Below are 22229 nucleotides of genomic sequence, written 5' to 3' on the forward strand. Positions count from 1 at the left end.
CACCCAACCCGGATTCGGCTTGGCGGTGACCGCGGCAGATAACGGGATTGATCTGCGGGGCGAAGGCGGCGTCTCATTCATCGACGCCCATCAGTCGAACATCAGCACGGCAGGCAGTTTCGGCATCTATGTCCTGAATAACACCAGCGGCGACCTCAACATCACCTCCACCGGCGCCATCACTGCGACGGGTCCGTCGGGCGAAGGAATTCGAGGCGACAGCTATGGTGCAAACATGCTGATCATCGCCAATGACACCCAGGGCGGGGAAAACGGCATCGGCGCCAACGGCTACGGCAGCGGGTCGGTTCGGGTTGTCTCGACGGGGACGGCCACGGGCGTGAACAAGGCAGGCATCTACGCCAACATGGTCGGCGGCACCGATCTGACGATCGAGGCGAATCGCACGCAGGGCCATGAGAATGGCATCGTGGCCATGACCGGAACCGGCGCACTGACTGTGACCTCGTCGGGCCTGGCCACTGCATCGAACGGCACGGGCATCGCGCTTTACGGGCAAAACGGTGCTATCACGCTTACCGCAGGCGACACCTACGGTGGCAACGGCAACGGCATCTATGTGTCAAACAGCGGTACGGGCGCTGTCCGCGTCACGTCCACTGGCACGGCCACCGGGTCCATCGACGGCATCGGCGTGCAGATCGCAGGCGGCACCGATACGACCGTCAGCGTGGCAGACACGGCAGGCCTGAGTGGCGCGGCCATCATCGTCAACAACAACGCCGGCACCGGCGCCGTCCAGGTCAGCTCAACCGGCACGGCGAATGGCGCCAGCGACGGCATTGCCGTCACGAATGCGACCGGCACCAGCACCACAGTCCGCGCGGTGAACAGCAATGGCGCCAGCAACATGGGAATTCTGGTCGACCATAGCGGATCCGGCGCGGTGCAGATCGACTCCACCGGCACGGCGACCGGCGGCTTCAGCGGCATCGCCGCGTTCACCTATTCCGGGGTGGACACGACCATCGACGCCGTGGATACCCACGGTGAATTCGGCATTGCGGTCTCCAGCAACGGCGGCGCCATTTCGGTCAGGTCGACCGGTACCGCCACTGGCACGACGTCGTCGGGGATCTCGGTCGCGAATGCAGGGGCTGGAGACGTTGCCGTTACCGGAAGGGTCACGAACGGCGGTCTGTATGGCATTTACCTTTTGACTACTGACACCGGCGACGTCAGCATCACAAGCACGGACACCTCGACGGGCGCCGGCATGGATGGCGTGTATGCCGAAACCCGCGGCCTTGGGTCGGCGCTGGACATCACCGTCAACAACGTCCAGGGCGGACGCAGCGGCGTCTATGCCGTGAATGGCACTGGCGCCTCGCCGACCGCCAATAGCACCAACATCGTCGTGCTGGGACACGTGGCGGGAGGTTCCGGCGCCGCGATTGCCACAGCCTCGAATGCCGGCGGCATGAGCACCGTCGACGTCAGGCCGGCTGCCCTTGTCGAATCGACCTCCGGCATTGCCATTTCGAACAATGGCGGGAACGGCCATGTCATCGTCCGCAACGCCGCCGTCGTCAACGGCGCCATCAACCTCGGCGCGGGCAACGACACGGTGGACCTGTCTGGCGGATTCTCCGGCATCACCGCGCTGGACGGCGGCGGTGGCGGCGTCGACACGCTCAACGTGTCCAATGCCGTGAACGCGACGCGCGCCGGCAGCGACATCCGCAATTGGAGCGTATTCAATCTGGCCAGCAGTGGTCTCACCTTGACGGATGCCGGATTGGCAGTGGGCACACCCGCCGACACGACGACCGGTGTGTTCCTGCGTGACGGATCGTGGCTGACGGTTCAGCAGAGCGGTTTCGTGCTGAACGGCAATTTGTCCCTGGCTGCGGGCACGGCCCTGTTCGCACCGGCCATCAGCGGCGGCACCTCCACCATCAGCGGCACCGTCACCAACGCGGGAACCATCACGCTGGGCGGGGCCGCGCCCGGCAACGTGCTGACCATCGGCGGCAGCTACGTGGGCAGCGCCGGCGTCATCGCCTTGAACACCGTACTGGGCAACGACGCGTCGATCACCGACAAGGTGGTGGTCAACGGCGATACGGCCGGCACCTCGGTGTTGAAGGTAAGCAACGCGGGCGGCGCGGGGGCCGCAACCACGGAAGGCATCATGCTGGTGTCGGTCGGCGGCAACTCGAACGGCGCCTTCTCGCTGGCCGGCGATTATCAAGTGAATGGCAAGCCCGCGGTCGTGGCGGGCTCGTACGCCTATCAGCTTTACCAGGGCAACGCGTCCGGCACGGAACTCGGCAACTGGTATCTGAGGTCTGAACGGACGGACGACGCACCGTCCGCGCCGGGCGTGAATCCCGCGCCGCAACCGCTGTATCAGGCCGGCGTATCGGCCTACGAGGCCTACCCACAGGCGTTGCTGGCATTGAACGGAGTGTCGACGCTGCAGCGCCGTGTCGGGAACCGCTATTGGTCTGGCGCGGGTGGCATGCAGGACGCCGGCGCTCACCTCGACGGCACCGGCGCGTGGGCACGTATCGAAGGCGGCAACCGCCGGGTCGAGCCCAGCACGTCGACCAGCGGCACCGACTTCACGCTGAACTACTCGAAGGTGCAGGCGGGCTCGGACGTTCTGTTGTCCCGCCGCGAGAATGGCGCGCTGGTGGGCGGCGGATACTTCCAATATGTACACGGCAACACGTCGACGCGCTCCGTATATGGCAATGGCGACATCGCCACCGACGGCTACGGCCTGGGCGGCACGTTGACGTGGTACGGCCACGACGGCCTCTACGTGGATGGCTTGGCGCAGGTCATGTGGTTCAACTCGGACCTGAGTTCGCGACTGGCTGGCCGCCGCCTGGTCAAAGACAACGATGGCGCCGGTTACGCCCTGTCCGTCGAAGGCGGCAAGCGCATCGCGCTGAACGCCGAATGGTCGCTGACGCCGCAGGCGCAGTTGACCTATTCGGGCGTGCACTTTGATCGCTTCGACGATGCGTTCGGTGCGACGGTGCGCTCAAGCCGGGGCGGCAGCCTGCAGAGCCGGCTGGGCGTAACGTTGGACCGTGAGACGCGCGGCGGCAAGGATGGGATGGACCGCTCGCATGTCTATGGTGTCGCCAACCTGTACTACGACTTTCTGAACGGCAGCCAGGTGGATGTGGGCGGGACGGCATTCAAGTCTCGGCCGGATCGCCTTTGGGGCGGCATCGGCGCCGGCGCGTCCTACAACTGGGGCAAGGACAAGTATTCGATCTATGCCGAGGGGTTGCTGAACACCAGCTTGGCGCACTCAGGCGGCAATCGCTCGTTGTCGGGGACCATGGGCTTTCGGATGCGCTGGTGAAGGCGGCGGACGAATGCCCGCTCTACTTCTTGAAAATCCCTTCCGCGACCAGATCCGCTTGCCGGCCATTTACGAGCGCAGTCGCTTCCGTGATCCGGTAGTCGGCCTGAAAATCGCAGAATTCCTGGGTCTTCATCGGCAACAAGGTGCTTGAACTGAACGAATCCCATGCCCGGCCATCCAGGCCTTCGTTCATCGTGTTCATGCCAAACGGACTGAACGCCAGGGTTCGCTGCGTTGTCGCGTCCTGGTCATTCTTCAATTCCACAGTCACCCGCAGATTGGCGATTTCACCCAGCTTGTCGGTGGTGACGACAAAATGCGGTTCGCAGGCCAAGGCGCCGCCGTTGCCGCCGTGATACGTCGACTTGTGCTGCAGACGCAGCGTGGGTGCCGCTTTGCCCGCCTGTTTGCGCTGGTCCAGATCGCTTTTGCATTGGGCCAGGAATTTGGCGTCGTCCTGCGCATCCGGCTGATTGTTGCGCCGCTCCTGGCGGTATTGCAGGGCCTTTTGGCAATCGGTCTTTACCGACTGGCCGTTGTAGTAAATCCAGCTCAGGAATCTCGGTGCACGGGCGGAGCCCTGCTCAATCGCCTCTTCAAACAAGGACCGTGCCCGGGCGTAATCGACCGGAACGATCTCGCCCAGGTAGTAGATTTCGCCCAGATTGACCAACGCATCCCGGTCGCTTTGCGCGGCCGCGCGCTCGAACCATGACACGGCGACTGCCGGATCCTGATCCACGCCCCACTTGCCTTGGAGGTGGGCAAGGCCCAGCAGGTTCTGCGATTGCGGCTCGCCGGCTTCTGCCGCGCGTTGCCACCACTTGAAGGCCTCGGCGTCTTTCTTCTCGACGTGCGAGTAGCCAAAGTTGTAGAAGCTGCCAACACGGAACAGCATCTCGGGTTCTTTGTCCCGCTCTGCCCAGACGCGCGCCAACCGCAGGGTGTCCAGCTTGGTGAACCCGATTCGCGCCATCATCGCGCGGGCATCGGAGGAGGCCGACCCGACGTGACGTTCAAGGTATTCGATGACCGGCAGCCGCATTTCGACGTCCGTCTCAGCTGCGGCCTTGCCCTCGTAAACGATGTGGCGCTGGCGCTCCAGCTCTTTCATGTCGTCGATGTTGTCGATGTCGTCCTTGTCGATAAGCCCGATGTAGCGCTCAGCGATGCTGGCGTCTTTGTCGACGCCGATGCCGTACTCGAAGAAGTAGGCGGCGTTGGCGCACCCGTATTGGCCGCCCTGATGGCACGCCAGCGCGTAGTTGGCGATGGCCAATTTGACGTCGCGAATGACACCCACGCCGTGCTCATACATGAAACCGAGCGCCATGAGCGCTTCGGGATCCTTGCCCTTCGCGAGGTCCTGAAGCGCCTTCAGCGCCCCAGCGTCTTGCTGGATGGCGCGGTCATAGAGGCGTTCGGCCTGGTGGTCGTGTTGGGCGAAGGCCGAAAAGGCGGATCCCATCAGCACCGCGGCGGCGGCGAACTTCAAGTACGTGTACATCTACTGCTTCCCTGTGAACAACGGCTGTCGCTGTGGTGCGAACGACCCGGGCGATTGTATCTGCGCCATGTGGCATGGCGGTTCACGCAGATCAAGATGAACGAATTGATCCCGCACTCAGCCTGACTGCGCGATGCGTTGCGATAGACTCCCGGCTTGTTCGCATTTGAATCAGCAGGAGTTACACGCAATGAGCAGCCTATTTCCAGGCGATATGTGGGCGGTGGGCGAAGCCCAGATCAACGGACTGCCGGTCGTCGTTCGCTTTCGCACCGGTCTGCCGTCCGAGTCCGATCGTCAGCACAACGAAAACCTGATCATCATCACCTGGGCGTATCAGGGCATCGAGACGGGCATGCCGAACGACGAAGACAAGCAGCGCACCAACGCGTTTGAAGAAGCCATCGAACAGGGCTTCGAGAATACGGACGCCGGTGTGCAGGTGGCTTGCCTGACGGGCAATCATCAGAAGGAGTGGCGGTACTACACGCCGAATGTCGAAGCGTTCCTGGATGCGTTCAACGCATGCCTTGCGGGGCATCTGGTCTATCCGGTCGAACTGCGCATGTTCAAGGATCCGGACTGGAATGCCTTGGCGGGATTGCAGCCGAAGGGGTCGGATCAGCTGCATTGAAGGACGCTGCGCGGCGGCCTGCTTTCGGAGCAAGCCGCCGCCCGATTTTTTTCTATCGGAGAGGCGCTCCGGATCGGAAATCAGTAATAAGAATGGGCGCGGCACGAGCCACGGCGCGAGCGCCCTATTCCGCTTGAGCTGCTTCGCTCAGGGATTTCAGCACGGTCCAGCCAGACTCGATGTGCTTGCGCATGGCCAGCATAGCGGCCGAGGCGTCGCCGGACGCGAAGGCCTGCAGGATTTCCTCGTGTTCACGCACGGCATCCGCGCCACGCCCCGAGGCCGAGTTGATCAGGTCGAAGGGATAGCGCGCCCAAAGTATCTGCACGAAGTGCAAGGTTTGCGGCAATTGGGCGATGTCGTAGAGCTGGCGGTGAAAGCGGTAATTGATGCCACGCGCGGTGGCGCGGTCGCCGCTTGCAAATGACTTGGCGAAGTCGTCGGCCAAGATGCGCAGTTCGGAGATGTCTTCGGTGGTGATGCGTTCGATGGCGGCACGCACGAGCTGTGATTCGAGCAGCAGACGCAGTTGCAGGATCTCGGCCGACGCGCCGGCGTCGAACGGCACCACGCGCGCGCCACGGTAGGAATCGCCGCTGATGTAACCCTCGGCCTCGAGCAGCTTCAGCGCCTCGCGCACGGGCGTGATGCTCAGACGCAATTGCTCGGCGATCTCGGCCTGCTTCAAGCGCGAGCCGCGGGGAAAGACGCCCGAGATGATGCGCTCGCGCAGGTAGTCGGCGACTTGTTCCTCTTTTGTTCGGTATTCCATCGATTAAGCCTGAGTGGCCCGGACGAGCCGGATAAACCTGCTTGCAGGCCGCGAAGCCCTTGTGGGCCCGATTCTACCCGTTAAGTCATGGCAGCACCCGCCGCTTCGGCCACGATGCGCCGCGCCTGTTCGACAACCGGCCTGTCGATCATTTTGCCGTCCACGGCCGTGGCGGCCCCGCCACTGGCCGCGTCGGCGGCCAGCACCCGCTCCGCCCATTCCCGCTCGGCCTCGGTCGGCAGCCAGGCGGCATTGACAGGCGGCACCTGGCGGGGATGAATGCACAGCTTCGCGCCGAAGCCCAACTGGCGGGATCGGGCCGCGTCGGACCGCATCCGCGCCGGATCGGTGAACTCCAGGCTGACGCCGTCGATGGGCGGCGGCAGGCCGGCATGGCGGGACGCCAGCACGATGGCGGTGCGCACGGGCGTCATGGCCTGCCCCTCATCCGCAATGCCGCTGTCCATTGCGAAGTCCACACTGCCAAAAGCAATACGCGCGAGGCCCGGCATTTGCGCTAACGCGGGCAGATCCATGTGGCCCCTCACCGTTTCCAGCAGCGCGATGATCCGCCGGCCCGGCAGGGCCCTGATCACCGCCGCGAGCGTGGCGGCATCCGCCTTGGGCAGAATGACACCTGTATCTGGCAGTTCGCGTAGCGCGGCCATGTCGTCTTCGTGCCAAGGCGCGTCGGCGGGGTTGATACGCACCCAGGCCTGGCCGCCCCGGGCGAGCCAGGCGGCCACGTCTGCGCGAGCCCGGTCCTTGGCGGCCGGTGCAACAGCGTCCTCCAGGTCCAAAATGACTTCGTGCGCACCGCTGGCGACGGCGCGGTCGTAGCGCTCGGGACGGTCTCCCGGCACGAAAAGCAGGCTGCGGGCAAGAGGCTTCACGGCGGGCTCACTCGAAGACGACGTCGTGGGAGTTGGTGGTCCGGCAAAAGCGTTGCAGGCTCTTGATCGCGTTGTCGTGCTCTTCGGCGGTCAGGCCGCAGCAGCAGTCTTCCAGCACGACCATTTCGTAATCGCGGTCGTGGCCTTCGCGAACGGTGGCCTGCACCACGGCGTTGGTGGAGATGCCCGAGCAATAGATCCGCTTGATGCCGTTCGCGCGCAGGATGGCTTCCAGGTTGGTGCTGTAGAAGGGGCTGACGCGGTGCTTGACGATATCGAAGTCGCCGGGCTGTTGGCCCAGGTCGGGGTGCACCTGGGTGCCCCACTCGCCCAGCTTGAAGATGCCGTTCTTGCGCGCACCGGAAAAGATCGGCGAGTTGGGCGGGCATTCGCGGTAGTCGGGCGAAAAGCCCACCCGCACGAAACCGATGGGCAGGCCGGCCGCACGCGCCTTGTCCACCGCACGCCGCGTGTTTTGCAGGATGCCGCGGCTGCGCACCTGCTCGCCGTAGCCGGCGCGGCCGTTGGGTCCGTCGGCATGGACGAGATCGTTTTCCATGTCCAGCACCAGGTAAATGGCGTCTTTCATCGAGATTTCCTCAAGGTTGTTGTCGGGGGTGGGGGGTGGCATGGACAGCCGCGCCCTGCCGGTGCGCGGCGCGAGGGTGCAGTGGCACGGTCACAGGATTACCTCCCGCGCCTGCAGGTCGGCGCGCTGGGCGGCGTCCAGTCCCAGCAGTTCGCCGAACACGTAATCCTCGTCCTGGCCCAGGGCGGGCGTCAAGCGCCGGATTCCGACCTGGTCGGCCTTGCTGAAGCGGGCCGGCGCACCCACGGCCAGACGGGCCGGGATGCCGGGCGCCTCGACCGGCGAGACGGCGCCGCGCGCCTGCAGATGCGGGTCCGACGCAATGTCCTGCATAGTCCACGACACGTGTGCGCAGATGCGGGCCTGCTGCAAGCGCTCGGCGGTGGCGTCGGCGTCGCAGGTCGCAAGCCACTGCGTGACGAGGCGGTCGACGTCCTGGCGATGCCTGATCCGCGAAGGCGCGTCGGGATACCGGTCGGCGTCGCCCTCCCCGCCCAACAGGCGCGCAAGGGTGCGCCACGCTTCGTCCGTCCGCACGGCCAGCGTCAGCCATCGGTCGGGATGCGCGGTGGGATAGACGCCGTGGGGCGACATGGCCAGATCCGCGTTGCCCGGACGTTGCGGCGTGATGCCGAGACTGGCCAGGACCAGCGCATCGCCGATCATGGCCGAGGCGACCTCACGCGCGGCCAGGTCGACATGCTGCGCCTGTCCGGTTCGACGTCGCTGGTTCAGGGCGGCGAGCGTTGCCAGCGCGGCGTGCACGCCCGCCGCGTGGTCCATCACGTGGCGCATCTCCACCGGCGGGCCATCGCTATAGCCGCTCATCCAGCCCAGTCCGCCCCACGCGCCAAATAACGGCGCATAGCCGGCAAAGTGCGAATCCGGCCCGCTCTGGCCGCATGAAGACAGGGACAGCAGCACGAGGTCGGACTTGACCTCACGCAGCGCGTCAAAGCTCAATCCCAGACGTTTCATGACGCCGGGCCGGAAGCTTTCCGCGGCGACATCGGACAGCGCAACGATCCGCTTGGCCAGCGCCACGGCCTCGGGCTGCTTCAGGTTCAGACGCACCGACAGCTTGTTGGCCGACACCTGGTCGAACGTGGCGGCGGACATGCGGCCGTACACCGCGTGCGGTTTGCGAAAGGCGTCCGGGCGCGTGAGGCTCTCGATCTTGATGCACTCGGCGCCCAGTTGCGAGAGCAGGTGCGTGCAGAACGGGCCGGCCGCGTGGATCGTGAAGTCGGCAATGCGCACGCCAGCCAGCGGCGCACGGAGCGCTCGGGTGGACGGCGCCCCCGCGTTTTCAGATTGCGTCATGCGGATACCTCCTGCGCCATCTCGTCCAGGACCGGGACGCGCCCCGGTCTGGGCAAGGGCGTGCAACGGAATTGAAAGGGCGCGACCAGAATGCTGGCCGCTTGGCCACTGGCCAGTTCGGCCGGCGCGAACAGGCCGCGCGCAGCCTCCTGTTCACCACTCACCACCTCGGCCGGCAGGCGGTACTTGGCAGCGGGGACACCCAGTTCCTGCGCGCGCCGCACGATGTCGTCGACAGGATGACGCGCCATCCATTCGCGCACATGGGCGTTGATCTCGTCCCCGCGGCGGCTGCGCTCCAGCGGGTCGCGCAGGCCGGGATCAGCCGCCCAGTCCGGGCTGCCCAGCAGTTGCACCAGCGCGGCCCACTGCCTGTCCTCCAATGTCAGCAGTTCGATGTAGCCGTCCTGCGCCTCAAACACGCCACCGTAGCGGAAGCGGCGGCTGGTGCGATGTTCCAGCGAGCCGTCACCCAACCGCTGCAAGGCGAACGCGCCCACGGACAGCACGGCGTCCTGCACCGACACATCCACGTATTGCCCGCCGCTCGCCGGCACCGCCCACCAGGCCGACAGCGCGCAGAAAGCCGCCATCGCCCCGCCCTGATAGCCGCCGAAATGGCCGTAGATCTTCAAGGGCGGCCGGTCGGGAAACAGCTCGTGCGACAGGCCATTGGGAAGTAGAAAGCCTTCGCCGCCCGCGTGCAGCAGATTGACTTCCTCGCCTTCCCATTCGGCCTTCGGGCCCTCCGCCCCGAACGGCAGCACACTGACATGCACAAGGTTCGGCCAGCGGCGGCCTACCTCGCGCGGCTCCAGACCCAACGTTTCGCGCTCGCGCACGGGCGTGTCGTCGATCAGGATGTCCGCCTGCGCCAACTGCTGCGCGAGCAGCGCCCGTCCCGGCGGCGACGCCAGGTCCGCCGCCAGGCTGCGCTTGCCCACCGCCAGATATGCGAAAAGTGCGCTCTCGCCGTCGCCGGTCATCGGCGGCGCCTGCCGCAACCGCGATCCGCCGGGCGGCTCCAGCATCACGACCTGCGCGCCCAGGGCGGCAAGCATTCGACCGGCGTACGCGGCCGCCACCGTGTTCGAACGCTCCAGGACGCGGCATCCGGTGAGGGGCAGCGAGGCGGTTTGTGGCGTTTCGTTGGACTGCATAGGGCTGTCTCGTCAGGGTTGCGGCCGCGGGCCGATCAGCGCGTCACGGGCAGTTCGAGGTCGACACCCGAGCCGTCCAGGAAGGCCGGCAGCCGGACGTCGCGCGACGGCAAGGCCACCGTGGCGATTCCCGGTGTGGTCAGCTCGCCCCGCTGGTTTTCGGCCGCCAATTCGATGTCGACGAGGCCGGTCTTGTCCTTGACGTATTTGCGCACCACCTTGCCCTTGCAGAACGTCGTGTCGCCCATGATGTTGAAGCGCCGCATCTCGGTGCGCACGCGCTTGATCACGCCGGCGTCGCCCATCCAGTTCGTGACCAGCGAGCACATCCAGGACGAGCGCTGGGGGCCGTAGTCGTAGGTGCCCGGCACGCCGACCTCCTTGGCCACCGATTCCCGGTGATGGCCGATGCCGGTGTACTCGACGCCGCCACCCGCCTCCGGATTGCGGAAAAAGTGGCCCGGGTGCTTGACCGCGGCCTGGAGCACGACGCCATGTGTGTGACCGCGGCCGCAACCGACCAGAAATCCCATCGTGTCCATCAGCGACAGCGGACCGCGTGCGATCGTCGGCAACTCCTCGCCCTCCTGCACATCCTCCCAATAACGCACATTGGCGCCGCGGATGTTCTTGGGCTCGTCCAGCACCATCATGTCAATGCGATCGCGTTCTTCGTCCGTGTATTCGTGCTGCACGATTTCTTTGTATTTGCCGGTTTCGCGCGCGGCCTTGCGTTCATGGCGCGTGCACGTGCCCAAGGCGCGGGCGACCAATTCGCCGCGCTGGTTGTAGTAGCTGGCCTCCACGTACTGCAGCACCAGGCGGCCAGAAAACTTGCTCTCCTTTTCTTCCACGCCTACCACGCGCTCGATCGCGGTGATGCGGTCGCCGGGGCGTACGTGGCGAAAGAGTTCCCAGTCGTTGCCCGCATAGAACCCGTGCACGCCCGGCAAGCCCCAGCGCGTGCGGCCCAGCCAGCCGAATGCCATGGGAAACATCGGATGGCCGAGCAGCGTGCCGTAGCGCGTGCCCGAGGCGTAGCCGGGATCGCGATACAGCGGATTCAGGTCGCCGATGCCGTTGCACCAATTGCGCAGGGTGTCCGCCGTTGCGTCCTGCAGGTAAGGCCCTTCGGGCCGCAGATGCAGGCCGATCATGGCGCGGGCGGCGGTGACTGCCTCGTCCGTAATGCGGCCCTCGGCGGGCGCGTTTCCGACATCGGCTTGGGGAAGGCTCATGACGTTGCTCACTTTAATGCTCCTCGACGTTGGAATGCAGAATGCATTCTTTAAGAACCGAAAAAAAGGGGCGCACGGGGCGCAGGGGTTGAACTGCTATTCAATGCGGATGCCGGCGGCTCTGATGATGTCGCCCCACTTCTTGCGTTCGTCCTCGACGAAGGCGTCCAGTTGCGCGGGCGGCATTACCAGCGGCTCGACGCCAATGTCGAGCATCTTGCGGCGCATATCCGGCTGTTCCAGAACCTGCCGGATGTGTTCGCCAAGTTCCCGCACGATCGTGGGTGGCGTGCCCCGGGGCGCGAACAAGGCATCCCAGGCAACGACGTCGAAGCCCTGCACGCCCTGCTCCGCGACGGACTGCACGCCGGGCAGCATCTCGCTGCCCTTGAGCGACGTGATGGCCACTGCGCGCAGCTTTCCGCTGGCCAGGTGCGGCCTTGCGGCGGTCACGGTGTCGATGGCCAGTGGGATCTGGCGGCCCATGGTGTCGGTGAGGGACTGGCCGGACGCCTTGTACTTGACCGCGAACAGCGGCGCCTGGGCCGACTTCACGAATTCCGCGAACACCACTTGCGCGGTGGTGCTGGGCAACCCCACGTTGAGCGCGTTGGGCTTGGCACGGGCGCGTTCGATCAGCGCGGGTACGCTGTTGGCGGGCAGATCCGCGTCCGAGGTGCAGATCACCATGGGCAGCAGTCCGATCATGGCCACGCCGGAAAAGTCGGCGGCGGCGTCGTAGCCCGGATTGGCATAGAGAAATTCGTTGGCCGCATTGGTGGCGTTGGTGCCGAACAGGAACGTGTAACCGTCGGCGGGCGCGCGTGCCGCGGCCGCAGAGCCGATATTGCCGCCGGCGCCGGCGCGGTTCTCGATCACGACAGGCTGGTTCAGGCGCTTGCCCAGTTCCTGGAACACCAGCCGGGCCAGCACGTCCGCGCCCTGTCCCGCTGCGTACGGGACGATGATGCGGATGGGCTTGTCGGGCCAGGCCTGCGCGGCGCCTGCCTGCGGCAGCGCGCACAGCGCTGCCGCGCCCAGGATCGCCTTCAGGGCCGCACGGCGGCCAGAGTCTGTCACGCGCTTCATCGATGCGTCCTTTCGAAGAAATGTCATCGTGATTCAACCGTTGAGCGCCAGGCCGGCGCGAGGCCAGCGCGCGGCGAACAACTGCCCGCGGCCCGACAACGTGATATAGGCGTTGCGGCGGTCGGGGCCGCCGAAACAAATGTTGGTGCAGTAGCCCTCCGGCGCCTCGTGAAACTCCAGCAGCTCGCCACCGGGTGAAAACACACTGATGCCGCCTCGCACCAGCGTCGCCACGCAGATATTGCCGTTCTCCTCCAGGGCCAGCGAATCGAAGCGCTGATAGCCCGGCAGGCCGTGCACCAGCCTGCCGCCGTTGGGCGACGGCCAAGGCTCTGTTCCGAGGACACCGCGCTCAGCCCCGGCATCCAGGATCGGATACGACCACAGCCGGCTGGTTTCGGTTTCCGCCACGTAGAGCACGCAGCCGTCCGGCGACAGGCCCACGCCGTTCGGTGTCAACACCGGATGCGCGGCGCGGCGGATGTGGGCGCCATCGGCGCGGGCGTAGTACACCGCGCCGCGCAGAATCCGGTCTTCGAACGTCTTGCCGAAGTCCGTGAACCAGAAGCCGCCATGGGCATCGAAAACGATATCGTTGGGCCCATGCAGCGGCACGCCATCGCAGTGCGTGTAGAGCGTCTGGACCGCGCCGGTCGACAGGTCCACGCGCTGGATGCTGCCGCCCGCATACCCGGCTGCCGGCCCCGTCGGACGCGTGAAGCCGTCATCAGTGCACCAGCTGAAGCCACCGTTGTTGCACACATAGAGGTGACCGTCGGGGCCCAGCGCGGCGCCGTTCGGCCCGCCGCCCAGGTCGGCCACCTTGCGCAGCTCGCCATCGGGAAGGACGCGCGTAAGGCGTCCCGCCGCAATTTCAACCACCATTACGCTGCCGTCCGGCATCGCGACGGGGCCTTCGGGAAATTCGAGTCCCGTTGCAATGACCTCGCCTTGCAGTTTCACCTGTTCCATCGTATTCCCCGTTTATGCGTGAGAGGCCGCTGCCCCGTCCGGCTGCGCTTGCGCGCGTGCACCGAGGTAGGCGTCGATGGCGCGTTGCCGTCCCTCGCGGCTGCGCAGTGCCTGCTCGTCCAGTTCGCCGACGATATGCCCGTGCCGCAGCACCCAGGCGCGTTCCGCGAGCTTGGCCGCGACGTGAAAGCTTTGCTCCACCAACACCGCAGCCAGCTTCTGCTCGCGCTGAATGGCAGCGAGCCGTTCGTACACGCGGGCGACCAGCAGGGGCGCCAGTCCCAGCGACGGCTCGTCAAGCAGCAATAGGCGCGGCCCGGACATCAGACCGCGACCGATCGCCAGCATCTGCTGCTCGCCGCCGCTGAGCAGGCCCGCTGGCGCGTTGCGCCGCCCGGCAATTTCTGGGAAGAAGTCCATGACCATCTGTTCGCGCCGGACTCGCGTGCGCGCATCCACGAAGTACGAACCCAGGACGAGGTTCTCGCCGACCGTCAGGTCCGTCACGATGGCGCGTCCTTCCGGCACATAGACGATGCCTCGCCGGAAGCGCTGCGCGGCGGACAGGCCGCTGACATCGTCGCCGTCCAGGCTGATCCGCCCCTGCGCGGGCTCCAGTCCGGCGATAGCGCGCAACGTGCTGGACTTGCCCGCCCCGTTCGCCCCCAGCAGCGCGACGACGGATGCCGCGCCCACGGACAGCCCGATGCCGTGCACGACCGGACCGGCGCCATAACGCACGGTCAGCCCTTCCACCGCCAGCAACGTCGTCGCCGCATCACGCATCTTCATCTCCCAGGTAGACCCGCACGACGTCGGGGTTGCCACGCACGGACTCCGGGCTGCCGGACGCCAGAAGACGTCCGACGTTCAGCACGTGGATCGTGTCGCACACGTCCATGATCAGGTCCATGTCGTGTTCGACGACGACCAGCACCAGTCCTGGCGCACGAAGTCGCTTCAAGGCGCTGGACAGATCATGCGTCTCGACGGAATTCAGGCCGGCCGCGGGTTCGTCCAGCAGCAACACCCGCGGGTCACCCGCAATGGCGCGGGCGATTTCGGCCAGCCGCAGCACGCCCGGCGGAAGTTGAGCAGGGTATTCCTCGGCCACATGCCGCACGGCCAACCTTTCCAGCGCGGCCAGCGCGCGGTCGCGGTTCAGGCCGCGCTCGGCCCGGCCGCGCGGCAGCGGCAGGAAGGCGTCCAGCCATCCCGCCGACGACTGGCGGTCCAGGCCGATCATTACGTTCTCGGCCACCGTCAATTCGGGGCACAGCGCCACATGCTGGAAGCTGCGTGAGAACCCCAGCGCGGCGCGGCCGGTGGGCGGCACGCCCTCCAGCCGGCGCGCGCCCAGCCGGATGCTCCCCTGCTGCGGGGAATACAGCCCGGTCAGGCAGTTGAAGAAACTGGTCTTGCCGGCGCCGTTCGGTCCGATCAGTCCGGTGATCTCCCCGGCCTCCAGGCGCAATCCGATGTGCTGCAGGACCTGAATGCCACCGAATGCCAGCGACAGGTCTTCCACCACCAGCGGATCGCGATCCAGCGTGGCGTGTGCGTTCATGGGTTGCCTCCGTGCAGCCGGGCGCGCACCGTGGCGGGCAGCGCGTTGACGCCGAGCACCACCGCCAGCAGCGCCGTGCCGTAGAGGATGGGCACCCAGTCGCCCGCGCCGGCGAGCAGCAGCGGCATCAGGGTCAGGAACAGTCCGCCCAGCAGGCTCCCCAGGATCGACATCGAATACAGGCTCACCACCGAGCCGACCAACAGGAAGATCGATGTCCACAGCGTGAAGCTGTTGGGCGACACCGTGGAGGAACTGAACGACAGCAAGGCGCCGGCGATGGCCGCGATGCCGCCGCTCAATGCCATGCACGACAGGCGCGCCCAGCTCCTGCGCACGCCGAAGGATTCGGCCGCGTGCGGCGAGGCGCGGATCAGCAGCAGCGCCATGGCCTGCCGCGAACGGCGGAAGTGGCGCAGCAGCAGCGCCACGGCCACCAACCCGGCCAGCGGCAGGTAGTAGCGCTGCGCCTCCTTGGCGATGCCGGGCAAGGCATCCAGCTTCACGTACACGCCTTCGTAGCCGCCGGTGACCGACGAGAAGTGCAGCAGCACCTCGGGCAACGCCAGGGCCAGCGCCATCGTCGCAACGGCGAGGTAGATGCCCGAGAGATACCGAGAGGGATAGGCGAAGACGATGCCGAGCATCGCGCCAGCGACTGCCGCGGCCGGCAGGCTGGCCAGCAGCGACACGCCCAGGTATTTCTCCATCAGCGCCCCCGTATGGGCGCCCGCCGCGACGAAGACACCGTGACCAATAGACACCTCACCGCCGTAACGGACCAGAAAGCTCACCGATATGATGGCAATGGCGTTGGCAAAACACAGGCCGAGGGTGTAGGTCCAGTACCCGCCCGCCACGAGGGGGAGCAGCGCCAGTCCCAGCACGCCGGTCACGCCCAAGCCGGTCCTCAGGCGCCGGGGCGCCGCGGCCGGGGCGGCCGGCTTCGCGTCCGCCGCGAGGCGGTTGGTTGACAGGATCACGCTAGACACGGGCACCTCCCCGGATCGCCATCACGCCCTTCGGGAACACGTTGAGCACCAGCAGGATCGTGAGCAGCAGATAAGTGTTGTTGAACTCGGCCGATACGTAGAAGGACAGCAGGTTCATGATGGCGCCGATCAGGATGCCGCCCAGCACGGCCCCCGGCAGGCTGTTGAAGCCGCCCACGACCGCCGCGGCGAACGCCTGCAACATGAACGACGACACACTGGTGGACGACAGGAAGGTGGTGGGCACGATCAGCAGCGACGCGATCAGCCCCAACACGCCTGCGGTTACCCACGAGAACAGATGCACCCGCCGTAGATTCAGTCCGCACACCCGGCTGGCAAAAGGGTTGGCAGACACGGCTCGGAATGCAATGCCGATGCGGGTGCGCTCGATCAGCAGGTAAAGCAGGCCAATGGCCAGCCCGGTGGCGCCCAGCACAGCCAGGTCATAAGCCGTGACGTGGACCGGCCCGATCTGGCTGCGCCACGCGGGCAGCGGCAGGTCCAGCGACACGACGTTGGAACCGAACAGGAGTTGCGTCGCGCCCTGCGCGACAAGGCCCACGCCCAGCGTCGCGATGGTGCTGGTCAGGTCGGATTTGAAGACGAGCGGCGCGATCAGGAAGTAGCTGACCGCCATCACCGCCACCATGATCACCAGCGTCAACACCACCGCTGCGCCCCACGCCATGTTCGCGAAAATGCCCGCCGTGAACCCGAACACCAGGAACGCGGCCAGGCCCGCCAGATTGCCATGGGCGAAGTTCACGACGTTGGAGCTCTTGTAGATCAGCACAATGCCGATCGCGCCCATGGCGTAGAGGCAGCCGCTGACTACGCCAGCCCAGATCAGGCCAATGAAGTCATCCATGGGCGCGCCCCTGCTGCGCAGGCGGGGCCGCGTTCACCGGAGCACCCTCGTCGATGAGTTCAATCACCGACGGGAAGTACCTTCCGCTCCATCCGCCTTCAGCGCTCGCCGCGTAATAGCGCTGCGCCAGTTCGGTTACGCGCGCCGCAAGGCCCGTCTGCGCGGCCAGTTCCAGCACATAGCTCAGATCCTTGAGCACGTATTCCGGCGGAAACGACTTTTCCGGAAACTCGCGGGGCAGCATGGCCTTGCGGCCGTGATTGCGCAGCACGAAGCTGTCACCCGATCCCTTGGACACCGCATCCAGGAGCACCGCAGGCTGCACCCCCGCGCGCTCGCCCAGCACCATCATCTCGGCCAGCGCCAACGTGTTCTCGAACACCAGCGCATTGTTGATCAGCTTGACTCCCTGCCCGCAACCCACTTCGCCGCAGCGGGTCACGTCCGAGCCGATGTAGCGCAGCAGCGGTTCGATGCGTGCGTAGAGCGCCTCATCCGCGCCCGCCATGATGCTCAGTTCGCCGCGCTGGGCCGCTTCGCGGGTGCGTGCGACCGGCGCGTCGGCGAACGCGATGCCGCGCTCCGCAAGCCGGGCGGCGGTGGCGCGGGCGGATGCCACGGTGGTGGTGCTGAGATCGACGATCACGGCTGGGCGGCGCGCGCCGTCCGCCAACCCGCCCTCGCCCAGGCACACTGCTTCCACCTGCGGTCCGCCGGGCAAGGACAGGAAGACCACGTCGGCACGCCCGGCCACCTCGGCGATCGATTCCGCACGGCGCGCGCCGGTCCCTTCCAGCAGAGCGTGGGCCTGCGGGTTCATGTCGTAGGCAATGACCTCGCCGGGGTGCTTGACGGCCATGTTGCGGCACATCGGGCCGCCCATCACGCCCAGGCCGATAAAGCCGATCACGGGTACGGAATCTGCAGTCATGCTTGGCTCCTGTCAGCAATGCCCGTTGTCAATCCATCCACATGCCGCCGCTGATATCCAGCGACGTGCCCGTGATCCAGTTCGACGCGGGCGAGCAAAGAAACAGCGCCGCCTGCGCAATGTCGTCGGCATTGCCGTAGCGGCCAAGCGGAACGGTGCCGTTCGCGGACGGCGCGCCGCCGCTTGTGACGCTGGCCCACATGGCGGTCTCGACCGGTCCCGGGGCCAACGTGTTGGCGTAGACGCCGTGCGGGGCGCCTGCCTTGGCGATCCAACGCATCATGCCGTGCACGGCGGCCTTGGACGCGACATAGGCGGGGCCGGACGCCACGCCCCCGTTCTTGGCGGCGATCGAGCCGGCGGCCAGGATCTTGCCGAAGCCCTGCTTGCACATCAGCGGGAACAGCTTGCGCGCCGGATTGACCACGCCGCGCACATTGACCGACATCACCGCATCCCATTCGTCGTCGGTGCTTTCCCCCAGCGGCGTACGCGCGATGATGCCGGCGCACAGCACCAGGATGTCCACCTTGCCGTACTCGGCCAGGACCGCATCGATGACCTGGTCAGTCTCGGCGCGGGACGTCACGTCGTAACGGCGGTAATCGATGCCGCCCCCAAGCTCCTGCGCGTCGACGCGGTCCGTGGCAATCACGCGCGCTCCCGCCTGCCGGAAGGCCTTGGCGATCGCCTGCCCCATGGCGCCCGCGCCGCCCGTGATCAACGCTACCTGGCCCACGAGATTCGCGGGACCGCTCAAATGCTGTGCCATCTTCTCCTGTCTCCTGTCAGTATTCATCCGTGGCCGCGCCACTTGTCAGCGCAACGCCGCCGTGGCGGACATCGCCAATTCACCATCGGGTCCGCGCGCCCATAGCGCTAATGTTCCGTCTTCCTGCATATGACCTTCGATGCGAAAGGCGCGTGATACGAACAGCGGGCTGACACCGCGAAACTCAAAGCGGGCCAGTTGCCGTCCTTCCCCTTGGTCCAGCGCAAGCTGCTGCAGTAGCGTCGCCGTGAGGGGGCCATGCACGACCAGATCGGGATAGCCCTCTTCATCGCGGGCGTATGCCTGGTCGTAATGGATGCGATGGCCGTTGAAGGTCAGCGCGGAATAACGGAACAGCAGCGTCGTGTCGGGGCGAACCTCACGGCCCCAGCGTCCCTCAGCCTCGTGCCGCACGGGCGCCGCGGCCGACGAGCCCGGCGGCGGCGCTTCGCGATAGACGATGTCCTGTTCCTCGACAATGCACGTCGTCCCCTCGCTTTGCGTCGTGTGTTCCACCGTCACGAACCACAGGGAGCCGCGCTTGCCAACCTTGTTTTCGATCTTGGCGATGCGGCTGCGCCGCGTGGCTTCCGATCCAAGCGGCAGGTCCGCGGGGTATGCGATCCGGCTGCCCGCCCACATGCGGCGCGGCAGTTCAATGGGCGGTAGAAAGCCGCCGCGCCGCGGATGGCCGTCGGCGCCCAGCCCGCTGCGCCGCGCTGCCGGGTTGAAGAACAGCCATTGCCAGCCGGGTGGCAGCGGCTCGCCCGCACCGGGCGCGTGCGCCAGGTCCAGCGTAGCCGCCATGGCCTGCACGGCCGCCGCGTCGATGCGCAGCGTATGCGTTTCTTCGCGGCCAATCCATTCGTCAAATGCGTTGCTCACGCGGGCACTCCTTCAGTGTGTGCCGGCCTAGGCCGGTTTTGCGTCGAAGACGTCGGCCGGATAGGGCTTGAAGTCCCTCACCAGTTTGAAGCTGCCTCCGGACACGGCCTGGATGATCCCCTCCTGACGCGCGCCGCGGTGGTCGCCCGGCTTGAACGTGACCCGCCGCGCCCCGCCGACGGTCTGGTCCGTCATGGTCTCCATCACGTCCACCAGATTCGCGCGTGTCAGGGGCTTGCCGCTGGCCAGCAGCATCTGGAAGCCCTTGGCGAAAAGCGCGGCGTTGCTCCAGCCATTCAGGCCGAAGACGCCGATCGGATCGTTCGGGTAGAGCTTGGCGACGGTTTCGCGGTAGGCCTTGATGTTGGCGTCGTCCGCATCAACGGGCATCAGCCACGACGAGAAATAGGCGCCGTCCAGCAGCGGACCGGCCAGCTTGTACGTGGTGGGATCGGCGGTGAAGAATGGCGCCATCCATTTGCCCTGGTAACCCAGCCGGTCGGCAGTCTTGAGCGCGGCCGCCAGGTTGGCGTTCGACCCGAACAGGATCACGACGTCCGCCTTGGCGTTGGCGATCCGGCGCACGTGCGGCGTGAAGTCGGTGCTGCGCACCTCAAAGGGAATTGATTCGGCGGCCTGCTTGTTGTTGGCGGCCATGAGCATGTCGAAGCCGCGCTTGGCGGACCGGCCCAATTCGTCGTTCTCCCATAGCAACGCGACGCGGCCGGCGTTCAGGCCCGTGAAGGCATATTCCAGGTTGGACGCCGCGGACCAGCCGTAATCGGGCAACAGCGGAAACACCAGCCGTTCGGCAAACAGCGCCGTTGCGCCGCCGATGGGGCCGATCATCGGCAACCCCACTTCCTTGGCGTAGGGAATCACCGCCACCGATTGGGCGGTGCCTACCGGCGCAGCCAGGGCGAAGATCTTGTTCTCTTCCACTAGCCGGCGCGTGACGGCCACGCTGCGTGCGGGTTCGTAGCCGTCGTCATAGGTGACGAATTTGATCTTCCAGCTGTTCAGCGCGTCGGTTTCATTGACCCATTTAAAGCAGGCGTCCGCGGCGCGGGAAAGAATCGCATAGAACGGGACGGGACCGGTGATGGGGGTGAAGGCGCCGACGGTGATCGTCTTGCTTGCCGCGTCGATGCCGGGCGATGCGGACTGCGCGCGCGCCCAGCTCGGAAGCGAAATCGACGCTGCCGCGGCGCAGCCCGAAAGGAATGTCCTTCTGTGCACGGTTGTCTCCTGATGGATCTTTAGGTGCCGCCGTCTGCTGCGCGACTAAGAATGCATTCTATATATTTGTCTGCACTGAAAAATACGGGCTTTCCCTAGTGAAAACGGTTCTGCCGGCTAAACTTTCAACATATAGAATGCATTCTTTCAAGACCAACGCCTGGAGACACCATGCACACTCCCCCCCTCGCGGGCCGCCGCGTCATTGAATTGGGCACCATGCTGGCCGCCCCGTTTGCATCCCATATCCTTGCCCAACTGGGGGCCGAAGTGATCAAGGTCGAGCCGGCGCGCGGCGATCCCACGCGCAGCCTGGTTCGGGGCGGCCCCAGCGGTACGTTCATTGCCTACAGCCACGGCAAGAAGAGCGTGTGCCTCGATCTGGCGCATCCCGATGGCCACGCCGCCTTTCTCAGGATGCTGGGAACCGCCGATGCGTTCGTGCACAACCTGGCGCCCAAGGCGGCTCGCAAGCTGAGACTCACCAAGGCCGAATGCCAGGCCATCAATCCCCGTCTGATCTATTGCCACATCCGCGGCTACGCCGAGGGCCCGCAGGCCGACGACCTGGCCTCCAACCCGGTTGCCGAGGCGTCGACGGGCGTCATGGAAGCCAACCGCATCAATGGCCGTCCCAGCCGGCTGGGCCCGTCCTACCACGACCAGTTCGCGGGCGCCTATGCCGTCATCGGCATCCTGGCGCGCATGCTGCAACCCGAAGCCGCGCAGGAAGGCGGCCACGTGGAAGTCGGCTTGTACGAGACAGGTCTGCACGTCGCTTCGCGAGACCTTGTCGGCGTGCAGCTCAAGACCCAGTTGCTGGGCCGGCCGGAGCGCGAACCGCACGGCGAATTCAGCATGCCGGGCTACGGCGCCTACCTGACCTCCGACGAACGCTGGATGTACCTGCTGATGCTCACCGACGCGCACTGGCTCAAGTTCTGCCAGGCCATGGCGCTGCCGGAGGCGGCGGACGCCTCGCTGGCAGCGCTGAAGGATCGCAAGAAGGCGCGCGAACGCGTCGAGGACATCGTGCGAACCGCCATCGGCGCGCATACGTTCGACGACGCCACCGCGCGGCTTCGGATGGCTGGGGTGGGCAGCACGGAAGTCCTGCCGCTGGAGCGCGTGCTCGACGCGGACCAGGCACGCCAGCCGGGCAAGCTGCGCAACGTCCGGTACCGCGACTTGGCTTTCAACGTGCCGGAGTTTCCGCGTCTGCATGCTGCCGACGACGGCGTGGCGACCCTGCCGCCGCCGGACCTGGGCGAACACACGCGGGACGTGCTGATGGCGGCGGGCCTGACTGGCGAAGAATGCAGCGCGCTGATCGACAGCGGCGCCGCTTGCGCCGGCCAGCCGGGGGATTTTGCCTGGGCGCCTGTACGCAAGCAGGCGTGAGGCGCGTATAAAGCGCGTTGCACGCCGGACTGAACAGGGCGCGAC

At 66.2% G+C, this 22229-nt stretch carries 20 protein-coding genes; 3 read left to right on the forward strand and 17 right to left on the reverse strand.

All coding sequences use genetic code 11. The features are described 5' to 3' along the window. Positions 1 to 25: 25 nt before the first annotated feature. Entirely contained in the window at positions 26 to 3346 is a 3321-nt protein-coding gene (locus tag B3446_RS16150; RefSeq protein ID WP_291383324.1) for an autotransporter outer membrane beta-barrel domain-containing protein, read from the forward strand. 22 nt (positions 3347 to 3368) lie between these two features. Here the strand turns inward: B3446_RS16150 and B3446_RS16155 are convergent, their stop codons facing one another. Continuing rightward, positions 3369 to 4856 (reverse strand): SEL1-like repeat protein, encoded by a 1488-nt coding sequence (locus tag B3446_RS16155; protein WP_291383326.1) that lies wholly within the window; start codon positions 4854 to 4856, stop codon positions 3369 to 3371. Positions 4857 to 5046: 190 nt separating this feature from the next. On the opposite strand from B3446_RS16155, the gene B3446_RS16160 reads away from it, so the two are divergent. Next, positions 5047 to 5490, forward strand: a complete 444-nt coding sequence (locus B3446_RS16160; RefSeq protein ID WP_291383328.1) for a DUF695 domain-containing protein — start codon at positions 5047 to 5049, stop codon at positions 5488 to 5490. 124 nt (positions 5491 to 5614) lie between these two features. Here the strand turns inward: B3446_RS16160 and B3446_RS16165 are convergent, their stop codons facing one another. The 16 genes from B3446_RS16165 to B3446_RS16240 form a co-directional block, all read right to left on the reverse strand. Continuing rightward, positions 5615 to 6262, reverse strand: a complete 648-nt coding sequence (locus B3446_RS16165) for a GntR family transcriptional regulator (protein ID WP_291383330.1) — start codon at positions 6260 to 6262, stop codon at positions 5615 to 5617. Positions 6263 to 6342: 80 nt separating this feature from the next. Then, positions 6343 to 7155: an HpcH/HpaI aldolase/citrate lyase family protein gene (locus B3446_RS16170; RefSeq protein WP_291383332.1), complete on the reverse strand. Its 813-nt coding sequence runs from the start codon at positions 7153 to 7155 to the stop codon at positions 6343 to 6345. A gap of 7 nt (positions 7156 to 7162) precedes the next feature. Beyond that, positions 7163 to 7786, reverse strand: a complete 624-nt coding sequence (locus B3446_RS16175; RefSeq protein WP_291383334.1) for a cysteine hydrolase family protein — start codon at positions 7784 to 7786, stop codon at positions 7163 to 7165. A 48-nt stretch (positions 7787 to 7834) separates the two neighbouring features. Next, positions 7835 to 9067: a CaiB/BaiF CoA transferase family protein gene (locus tag B3446_RS16180; RefSeq protein WP_291383336.1), complete on the reverse strand. Its 1233-nt coding sequence runs from the start codon at positions 9065 to 9067 to the stop codon at positions 7835 to 7837. Beyond that, a complete protein-coding gene (locus B3446_RS16185) occupies positions 9064 to 10227 on the reverse strand; it encodes a CoA transferase (protein ID WP_291383338.1) in 1164 nt (387 codons plus the stop codon). The genes B3446_RS16180 and B3446_RS16185 overlap by 4 nt, the downstream gene beginning before the upstream one ends. A 35-nt stretch (positions 10228 to 10262) precedes the next feature. Beyond that, positions 10263 to 11465 (reverse strand): FAS1-like dehydratase domain-containing protein, encoded by a 1203-nt coding sequence (locus tag B3446_RS16190; RefSeq protein ID WP_105241631.1) that lies wholly within the window; start codon positions 11463 to 11465, stop codon positions 10263 to 10265. 96 nt (positions 11466 to 11561) lie between these two features. Beyond that, complete coding sequence (locus B3446_RS16195; RefSeq protein ID WP_291383341.1) at positions 11562 to 12554, reverse strand: Bug family tripartite tricarboxylate transporter substrate binding protein; 993 nt, start codon at positions 12552 to 12554, stop codon at positions 11562 to 11564. A 33-nt stretch (positions 12555 to 12587) separates the two neighbouring features. Beyond that, positions 12588 to 13526 carry an SMP-30/gluconolactonase/LRE family protein gene (locus B3446_RS16200; RefSeq protein WP_291383343.1) on the reverse strand — a complete coding sequence of 313 codons (939 nt, stop codon included), beginning with the start codon at positions 13524 to 13526 and terminating at the stop codon, positions 12588 to 12590. Between the two features lie 12 nt (positions 13527 to 13538). After that, a complete protein-coding gene (locus B3446_RS16205) occupies positions 13539 to 14312 on the reverse strand; it encodes an ABC transporter ATP-binding protein (RefSeq protein ID WP_291383345.1) in 774 nt (257 codons plus the stop codon). Next, entirely contained in the window at positions 14305 to 15093 is a 789-nt protein-coding gene (locus B3446_RS16210) for an ABC transporter ATP-binding protein (RefSeq protein ID WP_291383347.1), read from the reverse strand. The genes B3446_RS16205 and B3446_RS16210 overlap by 8 nt, the downstream gene beginning before the upstream one ends. Further along, positions 15090 to 16085, reverse strand: a complete 996-nt coding sequence (locus tag B3446_RS16215; RefSeq protein ID WP_291383349.1) for a branched-chain amino acid ABC transporter permease — start codon at positions 16083 to 16085, stop codon at positions 15090 to 15092. Before B3446_RS16215 ends, B3446_RS16210 begins: the two co-directional genes overlap by 4 nt. Then, positions 16078 to 16956 carry a branched-chain amino acid ABC transporter permease gene (locus B3446_RS16220; protein WP_105239998.1) on the reverse strand — a complete coding sequence of 293 codons (879 nt, stop codon included), beginning with the start codon at positions 16954 to 16956 and terminating at the stop codon, positions 16078 to 16080. The genes B3446_RS16215 and B3446_RS16220 overlap by 8 nt, the downstream gene beginning before the upstream one ends. Beyond that, the gene (locus tag B3446_RS16225) at positions 16949 to 17887 is read right to left on the reverse strand and encodes an NAD(P)-dependent oxidoreductase (RefSeq protein ID WP_291383351.1); all 939 of its coding nucleotides are present in this window, start codon (positions 17885 to 17887) and stop codon (positions 16949 to 16951) included. The genes B3446_RS16220 and B3446_RS16225 overlap by 8 nt, the downstream gene beginning before the upstream one ends. 28 nt (positions 17888 to 17915) lie before the next feature. Then, positions 17916 to 18659, reverse strand: a complete 744-nt coding sequence (locus B3446_RS16230) for an SDR family NAD(P)-dependent oxidoreductase (RefSeq protein ID WP_291383353.1) — start codon at positions 18657 to 18659, stop codon at positions 17916 to 17918. 45 nt (positions 18660 to 18704) lie between these two features. Further along, complete coding sequence (locus B3446_RS16235; protein ID WP_291383355.1) at positions 18705 to 19544, reverse strand: FAS1-like dehydratase domain-containing protein; 840 nt, start codon at positions 19542 to 19544, stop codon at positions 18705 to 18707. Positions 19545 to 19571: 27 nt separating this feature from the next. After that, positions 19572 to 20783 carry an ABC transporter substrate-binding protein gene (locus B3446_RS16240; RefSeq protein ID WP_291383357.1) on the reverse strand — a complete coding sequence of 404 codons (1212 nt, stop codon included), beginning with the start codon at positions 20781 to 20783 and terminating at the stop codon, positions 19572 to 19574. 171 nt (positions 20784 to 20954) lie between these two features. On the opposite strand from B3446_RS16240, the gene B3446_RS16245 reads away from it, so the two are divergent. Beyond that, the gene (locus B3446_RS16245; RefSeq protein ID WP_291383359.1) at positions 20955 to 22184 is read left to right on the forward strand and encodes a CaiB/BaiF CoA transferase family protein; all 1230 of its coding nucleotides are present in this window, start codon (positions 20955 to 20957) and stop codon (positions 22182 to 22184) included. Positions 22185 to 22229 lie beyond the last annotated feature (45 nt).

The sequence above is a fragment of the Achromobacter sp. UBA5777 genome (genome assembly GCF_002418565.1).
Taxonomy (GTDB): Bacteria; Pseudomonadota; Gammaproteobacteria; order Burkholderiales; family Burkholderiaceae_B; genus Achromobacter; species Achromobacter animicus.